This is a genomic window from Arthrobacter hankyongi (assembly GCF_022012395.1).
Taxonomy (GTDB): Bacteria; Actinomycetota; Actinomycetes; order Actinomycetales; family Micrococcaceae; genus Crystallibacter; species Crystallibacter hankyongi.
The window spans coordinates 856,836-865,791 of sequence record NZ_JAKLTQ010000001.1 but is presented as its reverse complement, the minus strand read 5'-3'; the positions used below and the strand labels follow the sequence as shown (position 1 = coordinate 865,791).

Annotated in this window: 10 protein-coding genes; 5 read left to right on the top strand and 5 right to left on the bottom strand. The window is 71.0% G+C overall.

What is annotated here, in order from left to right; translation table 11 throughout:
• The first annotated feature begins 211 nt into the window (after positions 1-211).
• From LVY72_RS03980 to LVY72_RS03970, 3 genes are all read left to right on the top strand, one after another.
• Positions 212-1,135 (top strand): GmrSD restriction endonuclease domain-containing protein, encoded by a 924-nt coding sequence (locus tag LVY72_RS03980; protein WP_237818142.1) that lies wholly within the window; start codon positions 212-214, stop codon positions 1,133-1,135.
• Positions 1,136-1,217: 82 nt separating this feature from the next.
• Positions 1,218-2,060, top strand: a complete 843-nt coding sequence (locus LVY72_RS03975; RefSeq protein ID WP_237818141.1) for a DUF1206 domain-containing protein — start codon at positions 1,218-1,220, stop codon at positions 2,058-2,060.
• 109 nt (positions 2,061-2,169) lie between these two features.
• Entirely contained in the window at positions 2,170-2,376 is a 207-nt protein-coding gene (locus LVY72_RS03970; RefSeq protein WP_237818140.1) for a hypothetical protein, read from the top strand.
• On the opposite strand, the gene LVY72_RS03965 is transcribed toward LVY72_RS03970, so the two are convergent.
• The gene (locus LVY72_RS03965; protein ID WP_237818139.1) at positions 2,368-2,706 is read right to left on the bottom strand and encodes a cupin domain-containing protein; all 339 of its coding nucleotides are present in this window, start codon (positions 2,704-2,706) and stop codon (positions 2,368-2,370) included. The two genes, LVY72_RS03970 and LVY72_RS03965, sit on opposite strands and share 9 nt — an antisense overlap.
• Positions 2,707-2,883: 177 nt before the next feature.
• On the opposite strand from LVY72_RS03965, the gene LVY72_RS03960 reads away from it, so the two are divergent.
• Together LVY72_RS03960 and LVY72_RS03955 are read left to right on the top strand one after the other, a co-directional pair.
• On the top strand, positions 2,884-3,360 hold the full coding sequence (locus tag LVY72_RS03960) for a universal stress protein (RefSeq protein WP_237818138.1): 477 nt from the start codon (positions 2,884-2,886) through the stop codon (positions 3,358-3,360).
• A gap of 9 nt (positions 3,361-3,369) precedes the next feature.
• Positions 3,370-3,885 (top strand): hemerythrin domain-containing protein, encoded by a 516-nt coding sequence (locus LVY72_RS03955; protein ID WP_237818137.1) that lies wholly within the window; start codon positions 3,370-3,372, stop codon positions 3,883-3,885.
• Here the strand turns inward: LVY72_RS03955 and galK are convergent.
• The 4 genes from galK to LVY72_RS03935 all read right to left on the bottom strand — a co-directional run bounded on the left by galK (position 3,882) and on the right by LVY72_RS03935 (position 8,950).
• Positions 3,882-5,045, bottom strand: a complete 1,164-nt coding sequence (galK, locus tag LVY72_RS03950) for a galactokinase (protein WP_237818136.1) — start codon at positions 5,043-5,045, stop codon at positions 3,882-3,884. The two genes, LVY72_RS03955 and galK, sit on opposite strands and share 4 nt — an antisense overlap.
• Positions 5,038-6,153 (bottom strand): galactose-1-phosphate uridylyltransferase, encoded by a 1,116-nt coding sequence (gene galT, locus LVY72_RS03945; protein ID WP_237818135.1) that lies wholly within the window; start codon positions 6,151-6,153, stop codon positions 5,038-5,040. Before galT ends, galK begins: the two co-directional genes overlap by 8 nt.
• A 74-nt stretch (positions 6,154-6,227) precedes the next feature.
• On the bottom strand, positions 6,228-7,031 hold the full coding sequence (locus tag LVY72_RS03940) for an IclR family transcriptional regulator domain-containing protein (RefSeq protein ID WP_237818134.1): 804 nt from the start codon (positions 7,029-7,031) through the stop codon (positions 6,228-6,230).
• A gap of 56 nt (positions 7,032-7,087) precedes the next feature.
• A complete protein-coding gene (locus LVY72_RS03935) occupies positions 7,088-8,950 on the bottom strand; it encodes a bifunctional sugar phosphate isomerase/epimerase/4-hydroxyphenylpyruvate dioxygenase family protein (RefSeq protein ID WP_237818133.1) in 1,863 nt (620 codons plus the stop codon).
• Positions 8,951-8,956: the final 6 nt, after the last annotated feature.

The following is an 8,956-nucleotide window of genomic DNA, read 5'->3' as shown; positions in this document are numbered from 1 at the left end:
GGCCGAGGCCCGCGCAGCCGCCGCTGCCGGGAGCACACGGTAACCCCGGCCGCCACCCGGGCCTGAGGGCCCGAAACACCTCAGGAAGGGTCCCGCGCTGCGCGGGGCCCTTCCTGCCGTTCCGGCTGCTGCTGCCGGGCGGGCGCCAGTGCCCGGGCAACGGCCGGTCTTCCCGTACTATTAAACGTTCCAATTCGAGCATCCGAGGACCATGAACGTTAAGCCACAGACGAAGATCCTGTCCCTTCTCGCGGCCGTCCTGATCGCCGCGGGCGCCGCCGGCTGCGGACAGCCCGGGGCCGCCGGAGCCGCGCCGGCCGAAAACACGGCAGCGGCCACGAACCTAACGCAGCCCGCCCGGGCCGGTACGGCCCTGGCGCTGCTGAAGACCGTGGCGGTCAAGGGCCGGGCGCCCAAGACCGGCTACACGCGCGAACAGTTCGGCAACGGCTGGCAGGACCCGGACGGCAACGGTTGCGACGCGCGCAACGACGTCCTGAACCGGGACCTGCTCAAAACCGGCCACAAGCCCGGCACCCACGGCTGCATTGTCACCACCGGCACGCTGAAGGATCCGTATACGGCTGCGACGATCAGCTTTGTCCGCGGCAATGCCACCAGCACGGCGGTGCAGATCGACCATGTCGTCGCCCTCTCCGATGCCTGGCAGAAGGGCGCCCAGCAGTTGCCTGCCGCGAAGCGGGAGGCGCTGGCCAACGATCCGCTGAACCTGATTGCTGCCGACGGGCCGACCAACGGCGCCAAGTCCGATTCCGACGCAGCCTCCTGGCTGCCGCCGAACAAGAAGTTCCGCTGCCGGTACGTCGCCCGGCAGACGGCAGTCAAGGCCAAGTACGGGCTGTGGATGACCAAGGCTGAACGCACGGCGATCGCCGAGGTGCTCTCCTCGTGCCCGGCGGAGCCGGTGCCCTCGGCGGCGGATGCGGCCAAGCGCACCACCGCCGGGTCTTCGTCGACACCGGGGACGGCTGCGGCGGAGCCGGCACCGTCCACCGTGGTCTACCAGAACTGCGCGGCGGTCAAGGCTGCCGGCGCCGCGCCCATCCGGGCCGGCGATCCGGGCTGGGACAGCAAGTTTGACCGCGACGGCGACGGCGTCGGCTGCGACGCCTGAGAGCTCCGTTCCTACCAGTGCCTACCGTCTGCGCGGCGGGAGGGACGAAACTGGATTCAGCAGCGCTGCGGCAGGAGGCGACATGGCGGACTTCGGTCTACCCGACAGTGCCCGGGAGGCCGGCGCCCAGGCCGCCGATGCTGCCGAAGAGCTGTCCAACACCCGGACACTGGATGTGTTGGCACGTTTCGGCTTCGGCGTCACCGGGCTGCTCCACATCCTCGTCGGGGGGATCGCGCTGGCCATTGCCTTCGGCGGCCACGGAGACGCAGACCCGGCCGGCGCCGTCGAGCTCTTAGCCGACAGCGCCCTGGGGCCGGTGCTGATGTGGGCCGGATTCATCGGCTGCGCCGGCCTGTCGCTGTGGCAGCTGAGCGAGGCGACGCTGCGTGTGCGGCGCCGGCGGCGGCGCGTGCGGGTGGAGAAGGCCATTTCCTCCGGTGGGCTGAGCATCGGTTACGCGGGCCTGGCGCTGACCTTTGCCGGCTTCGCGCTGGGCCGCCGTTCGGATTCCGGCGAATCCGCCCGGGATATTACCGCCTCGCTGCTGGCGGCACCCTTCGGACTGCCGCTGCTGATCGGTATCGGCGTCCTGGTGATCGGGATCGGGGCATACTTCGTCGTCAAAGCGCTGCGGCGGGGGTTCAAGCAGGAGCTGCACTTCGGGGACTCCAAACGCGGCAAGCTGCTCACGGTCCTGGGCGTGTTCGGGCACATTGCCAAGGGTGTGGCGTTGGGACTGGTCGGGCTGCTGATCGTCATTGCCTCGGTCAAGCACGATCCGGCCGAGTCCACCGGACTGGACGGCAGCCTGAAGGCCCTGCGGGACCACCCCTACGGTGTCTATGTCCTAACCGCGGTGGCGGCCGGATTCATCTGCTACGGAATCTTCGCGATGATCCGTGCCCGGTACGGCAGGATGTAAGCCCCGCAAGGCTGGACCGCCGAAGCCACCGGGCGGATAATCTGCTGCACAGCGGCAACAAGTGGAGGCGTCCGCAGCCGCCACTCGTTGCCCGGGGCGGGAGGACACGATGCGCGTGGGATCGGTACTGGGACTGCTGGTGGTGGTCTGGCTGGCCATCGGCGTGCTGGCGGCGGCACAGCGCGGGTACTTCGGCTCCGCTCCGGAAAACTGCGCCGAGGCCGGCACTGTCGCCGCGGCGATTGCCGTCGGTCCGCTGAACTACACCGGGGTCAATCCGAAAATCGACTGCGAACTGCCACACCCCTCACCGTGATGGCGTCCCGCCGGGAGGCTCCGGTTCCGCAGCCGGCTCCTTGAGTTCGACGAAGATCACGTGACTGGGCCAATCCCCGGTGTTCTCGCCGGTGTGCTCCTGCGCGGGGAGCCACCAGGACTGTCCGGCCTGCAGGACCACGTCAGCCTCCCGGCCGTCACCGGATACGCGCCGACGGAGGGGGCCCAGGGTGATCATCACGCTGTCCGGGTGCCGGTGCGGGCTGGTTTTGTCCCCGGGCCGGTCGGTGAATTCGAGCACCCGGACCTTGTCGTTCTCCAGGACCACGCGGTACTGTTCCGGATTCGTTTCGACAGGGTCAAGGCTCATGCCCGGACGCTACACCGGGATCCGGCGGCGGACAAGGTGCCGGCTGCAGGCAGCGGGCCGCACCGGCGGGAATCCGGCGGCGGTGCGGCCCGCTTCCCGGAGGCCTTGTGCCGGCCCAGCAGGGGGAAGACACTGGTCTGGGGCTGCACTGCCCGGAGGCAAGGTGGGATGTAGGGGATGACTGACCAAGGACGGCAACCGATCATCGTCGGCGTTGACGGCTCCGATCTGTCCGTGGCGGCGCTGCGCCACGCCCGCGTCTTCGCGGACGCGCTGGACAGCCCGGTGGAGGCCATCGCAGCCTGGAACTACCAGGCGGCTCCGGGGACCTTCACCCCGGTGCTCTGGAATCCTGCCGAGGAAGCCGAGAAGGTGCTCCGGGACGCCCTCGGCCGCGCCTTTGGCGACCGGCCGCCGGCTCAGATCGTTTCCCATGCCGTCCATGGTCACCCGGCCCAAGTACTGATCGACGCCGGCCGCGGCGCCCGGATGCTGGTCCTTGGCAGCCGCGGCCGCGGCGGTTTCGCCGGCCGGCTGCTGGGCTCGGTCAGCACCGCCTGCGCCGCCCATGCGCCCTGCCCGGTGTTGATCGTCCGGGCCGATCCTGGCATGGAAGCGGGCGAACGCACCATGGACAGCAGCACGCACAGATAGGAGCAGGCGATGAATGCACAGTCCGGGGAAACGAACAACGGCGAGGCCGCCAGGGCAGCCATGCGGCACCACCACGAACAGATGCGGCACCGGCTGAAGTCCCTGGCCGACGCGCTGGCGAAGGCCGTGGCCGCCCGGGATACGGTGGCGGAACATGACGCCCACGCGGTGCTGGTGGAATGGTGCGAGACCGAGCTGCTCCCGCACGCCCTCGCCGAGGAGGACCGGCTCTACGGCCCGGCGGCGGACCTGGCCGAGGGCCGGCTCCTGGTCGAGGGCATGCTGGCCGAGCACCGGGCCATCGTCGGCCTGCTGGAGGAGCTGCGAGGCGCGGACGGCGTGGCCGGCGCGGTAGCCGCCGGGGTCATGGACAGGATCTTCGCGCTGCACCTGGACAAGGAGGACCGGCTGTTGCTGCCGCTGCTGGCTGCCGCGCCGGGACTGTCCCTGGCCGATGCGGTGGAGGGCCTGGCCGAACTTGTGGGCGCTGCCCATGTCCACCGGGGCAGGAGCGGCGAACGTTAGCTTAGCCGACGGGCTCCGGCGGAGGGACTGACCGTGAAGGTGTCCGGCGCGGTATAGCCGCGTGCCGCGAAGGCTTCCGCCAGCGACTGCCGGACCGCCGCCAGTAGCGGCCGCGGCACCAGCGCGATGGCCGAGCCGCCGAATCCGCCGCCTGTCATCCGGGCTCCGGCGGCGCCGGCCGCGCGGGCGCATGCCACCGCCAGGTCCAGCTCGGGACAGGACACCTCGAAGTCGTCCCGCAGCGAGGCATGGCTGGCATCCAGCAGACCGCCGACGGCCAGCGGGCCCGGGCCGCGCAGCAGCCCGACGGCCTGGCGCACCCGGTCGTTTTCGGTGACCACGTGGCGCACCCGCCGGAAGCCGGCCTCGTCCAGCCGCCGCCGGGCCGCAGGCAGGTCCGCCGGCGCCAGTTCGCGCAGCGAGGCCACCCCCAGCAGCGATGCCGCACGCTCGCAGGCGGCCCGCCGGTTCGCGTAGCCGCCGGCGGCGTGCGCATGTGCGACCTTGGTGTCGATGACCAGGCAGCCCAGGTCCGCCGCCGCCAGGTCCAGCGGGACAGGCTCCGCCGCGCCCGTGCGGCAGTCCAGGAATATGGCCGCGCCCTCGCGGCCCAGCAGCGACGCGGCCTGGTCCATGATGCCGGTGGGGGCGCCGACGACGTCGTTCTCGGCCCGCTGGCCCGCGGCGGCCAGTTGCTGCCGGCTGAGTCCGGCACCGGTCAGTTCGGCGAGGGCGACGGCCACGGCGCACTCCAGTGCCGCGGAGGACGCGAGCCCCGCGCCGACGGGGACGGTGGAATCGACCAGCAGGTCGAACCCGGGCACGTCCACGCCTGCCCTCCCGAGCGCCCAGGCCACCCCGAGCGGATAGCCGGCCCAGCCGCCCGCCCGGCCGGTTCCGACGGCGTCCAGGTCGGTGACCACCATCTGCCGCGGGGCCAGCATGGTGGCCAGCCGGACGGTACGGTCGGTGCGGCGGGCCAGGGCGGCGCGGCTCTGCCGGTCGATGGCGAAGGGCAGCACGCAGCCGGCGTTGTAGTCGGTATGTTCGCCGATCAGGTTGACCCGTCCGGGGCCGGCCCAGATGCCTTCCGGCGGGTAGCCGAACAGGCGGGCGAAACCATCGGCCAGCCCGGCCGGGCGGGGTCCCGGATCAGCCACGGGGTACCGCCGTCCGCAGCCGGGCGGCGGCCTGCTCGGGCGTGGTGTCGTTGATGAACGTGCCCATCGCCGCCTCCGAGCCGGCCAGGTACTTAAGCTTGTCGGCGGCCCGGCGGGGCGAGGTGATCTGCAGGTGCAGGTGGCTGGCCCGGCGGTAGTAGCCGTCCACCGGGGCCTGGTGCCAGGCGGCGATGTACGGGGTGGGAGTGCCGTAGAGGGCGTCGAGCCGGCCGAGCAGCTGAGGGAACAGCACCGCCAGTTCCTCCCGTTCGGCACCGTCCAGCCCGGCCAGGTCCGCCACCTGGCGGTGCGGGACCAGATGGATCTCCAGCGGCCAGCGCGCGGCGAAGGGCACGTAGGCGCTGAACAGCCGGCCCTCGAGCACCATCCGGCTGCCGTCCTCGCGTTCGCGCTGCAGCACCGAGGCGGTGAGGGTGCCCCGGCCCCCGGCGTCGTCGTAATGGCGCCGGGCGGCGGCCGCCATGGCCGCGGCGCGCGGAGGAAGGAATGGGTAGGCGTAGATCTGGCCGTGCGGATGGTGCAGGGTGACGCCGATTTCCGGTCCGCGGTTCTCGAAGCAGAAGACCTGCTGTACCCCGGGCAGCGCGCCCAGGGCCTGGGTCCGGTGGGCCAGGGCATCGATCACCGTCCGCACCCGGCGGTGGCCGAGCCCGGCGAAGCTGCCGGTGTGGCTGGAGGTGAAGGCCACCACCTCGCAGCGGCCGCCGGCCGGGGCCGCGCTGCCCCAGCCCGGGGCGGTGGGGGCGGGCACGGGCTGAGGACCCAGCGAGGGAAAGCGGTTTTCGAAGACCGCTACGTGGTAGTCCGCGGCCGGGATTTCGGAGCGGCGGCCGTTGATGCTGGGGCAGAGCGGGCATTCGTCCGCCGGCGGCAGGTGGGTGCGGTCCTGCCGATGGGCCGCGACGGCCACCCACTCGCCGGTGAGCACGTCGTAACGCAGTTCGCCGGCCGGCGGCCGCGCCGGCAGCCGGCGCCGGTCCGGTGCCCCGTGCGGCACCGGACCGGTCCCGCCGTCGTCGAAATAGAACAGCTCCCGGCCGTCCGCCAGCCGGGTGCTCGGCTTCGTCTCCAGACGCCCCTCCCTCACGGATGGGTCACAAGGACCCGCCGGACGTTTACCGGCCAATTCTTGCAGGGGCTGGCCGGGGAGGGGAGGGGGCCTCAGCTGGCAGCGGCGCGGCGGCCGCCGAAATCATCGGCAATGCTCTGCGCCGCCTGGATCAGCTGCGGCACCACGGTCCGGGCGATTTCGTCTTCGGGCACCCGGTGGGTCTGCAGCGAGACATTGATGGCGGCAATCAGGTCGTTGCCCCGGCGCACCGGCACCGCCACGCCGCGCAGGCCGTCGTCGAGCTCCTGGGAGACCATCGAGAAGCCCTGCGCGCCGGCCCGGTCCACCTCGGCACGCAGCCGGTCGATGCTGCTGACCGAGTGGTGCGTGAACGGCTGCAGGCTCAACGAGGCAAAGTACTCCTCCCGCGCCCGTTCCGGCAGCCCGGCCAGCAGCACCCGGCCCATGGACGTGGCCCAGGCCGGAAAGCGGGTGCCGACGTTGACCGAGACGCTGAGCAGCCGCGGGGCAGCTACCCGGGCGAGGTAGACGATCTCGGCGCCGTCCAGGACGCACAGCGAGGCCGTCTCGTTGAGGTCGACGGCGAGCTCCTTCAGGTGCGGCTCGGCGATCTGCGGCAGTGACAGGTTGGCCAGGAAGGACGCCCCGATATCCAGGCAGCGCGGGGTGAGTTCGAAGTGGCTGCCGTCCATCCGGAGGTAGCCCAGGTCGACCAGGGTCAGCAGGAACCGCCGGGCCGCGGCACGGCTGAGGTCGGCCTTGGCCGCCGCCCGCGTGATGGTCAGCCGCGGTTCATCGGCGCTGAAAGCCAGCAGGACCGAGAAGGTCTTCTCCACGGACTTCACCCAGTAGGCGGGATGTCCGCCGTTTTCCATATCGGTCTGAGGTGTCATGCTTTCCATCTCTCCTCCCGGGCCGGGCCGAACTGCGCCGGGCGTACCCAGCGATTCTAGCCTTGTTTGGTCAGCAGGTACTGTGCCGCCAGCCGCACCGGGGCGTTCGGGGCGCCGTAGCCGTCATAGCCGTTCCGGCGTTCAACGACCTCGAAGAACACGCTGCCCACGGTGGCGGTGTAGAAGTGCAGGAACTCGCCGTGCTGGTCCCGGTCGTAGAGCAGGTTCAGCTCCTGCAGCGTGGCCAGCAGTTCCGGCGCGAGCCGGAAGCGTGCCTGCAGGTCCGCATAGTAGTTGGCCGGGATCTTGAGGAATTCCAGTCCGCGCCCGACGGCGTCGCGGGCCAGCGCGATCACGTCCGTGCAGGCGAAGGCGATGTGCTGCGGATAGGCCGACTCCGAGGACGGGCCGGGTTTCTCCATGACCAGCGGTGCGATGTTCAGGGCCAGGCGCACCGCGCCGTCCCGGGTGCGCATGACCTGGCTGCGGACCAGGCCTACCGGGCTGGGGACCTCGGTGGAGGGGCTGGGGGACAGTGCCAGCGTGCTCTCGTAGAAGAGCACGCTCTCGTCGAAGTGCTGCCAGGGCTGGGCCAGGTTCACATGGTCCACGTGGCTGATCAGTTCCCGGCCGGCCGGCGCCGCGGCGTCCGCGGGTCGGCCGAATTCCCGGGTCCAGGCCGCGGTGCCGTCGGGGGTGCCCTGGCACAGGAAGACTTCGGTGGTGTCCGGCGCGCTGACCGCCTGCAGGACCTCCTCGTCGGCCTGGCTTTGGCGCGGCACCGGGGCCGCCTTCAGCTGCATGGCGCGGGAGGCGGCCCGGACCGGGTCGGCGACATCGAAGCCGAGCGCGGCAATGGCCGGCTCCTGGTTGCGGGCCTGCTGCCCGTTGATGATGATCCGGGCCCGGCCCTGGGTCCACAGCTGCACGGGCTTGGTGCGGTGCCGGCCCCGGCAGGCAAAGCCGAGCTGGCCCAGCAGGGTCTGGAGCTTTTTGGTGCTTTCGGCCTTGACTTCGGCGAAGTTGAAGCCGGTGGGCTCGGGGACCTGCGGCAGCGTGGCCAGCTCCATCGGGTAGTGCGCATCCGGACCGTCGGTCTGCTGAAGGTGCACCCAGGTGCGTTCGGCCAGCCAGATGAGCGAGCGCATGGCGTCGACGGCGGTGCGCACCTCGTCCGCCTGGCGGAAGACGTCGTTGAAGATCTCCAGCGACACCGGCCCGGTGTAGCCGCTGCGCACCAGGTGGCCCAGGAACTTGTCCAGCTCCCAGGCGCCCTCGCCGGGGAAGACCCGGTAGTGCCGGCTCCAGGACAGGATGTCCATGCTCAGCTGCGGGGCATCGGCCAGCTGGACGAAGAAGATCTTTTCCGCCGGGATCTTTTCGATGCCGGCCGGGTCCCAGCCGCGCGAGAGGATGTGGAAGCTGTCCAGGCAGGTGCCGACGTTGGGATGGTCGGCCAGTTCGACCAGCCGGCAGGCATGTTCGAAGTCGTTGACGAACTTGCCCCAGGCCAGCGCCTCGTAGGCGATCCGGATGCCGTACCGGGCGGCCAGATCGCCCAGGGTGCGCAGCTGGGCCGCGGCCGTTTCGTCGTCGTCGATGGTCGCCGTGCCGACATTGCTGCACAGCAGCATCAGGTCCATGCCCAGCTCGCGCATCAGCCTGAACTTGGCCTCGGCACGGTACAGGTTGTCGGCCAGCAGTTCCTCGTCCACACCCTCGAAGTCGCGGAAGGGCTGGTACAGGTCCAGGCTCAGGCCGAGTTCGGCCGCCAGTGCGCGGATCTCGGCCGGGCTGTGCGGGGAGACCAGCAGGTCCTGCTCGAAGATTTCGACGCCGTCGAAGCCGGCCTGGGCACAGGCGTGCAGCTTCTCTTCCAGTGTGCCGCTGAGGCAGACGGTGGCAATGGAGGTGCGCATCGGGGC

Excerpts from the sequence above, each read along its gene's own strand:
- LVY72_RS03965 (WP_237818139.1), bottom strand. The coding sequence starts at position 2,706 with ATGAGCCTTGACCCTGTCGAAACGAATCCGGAACAGTACCGCGTGGTC.
- LVY72_RS03975 (WP_237818141.1), top strand. The coding sequence starts at position 1,218 with ATGGCGGACTTCGGTCTACCCGACAGTGCCCGGGAGGCCGGCGCCCAG.
- LVY72_RS03935 (WP_237818133.1), bottom strand. The coding sequence starts at position 8,950 with ATGCGCACCTCCATTGCCACCGTCTGCCTCAGCGGCACACTGGAAGAG.
- LVY72_RS03970 (WP_237818140.1), top strand. The coding sequence starts at position 2,170 with ATGCGCGTGGGATCGGTACTGGGACTGCTGGTGGTGGTCTGGCTGGCC.
- LVY72_RS03940 (WP_237818134.1), bottom strand. The coding sequence starts at position 7,031 with ATGACACCTCAGACCGATATGGAAAACGGCGGACATCCCGCCTACTGG.
- LVY72_RS03980 (WP_237818142.1), top strand. The coding sequence starts at position 212 with ATGAACGTTAAGCCACAGACGAAGATCCTGTCCCTTCTCGCGGCCGTC.
- LVY72_RS03960 (WP_237818138.1), top strand. The coding sequence starts at position 2,884 with ATGACTGACCAAGGACGGCAACCGATCATCGTCGGCGTTGACGGCTCC.
- LVY72_RS03955 (WP_237818137.1), top strand. The coding sequence starts at position 3,370 with ATGAATGCACAGTCCGGGGAAACGAACAACGGCGAGGCCGCCAGGGCA.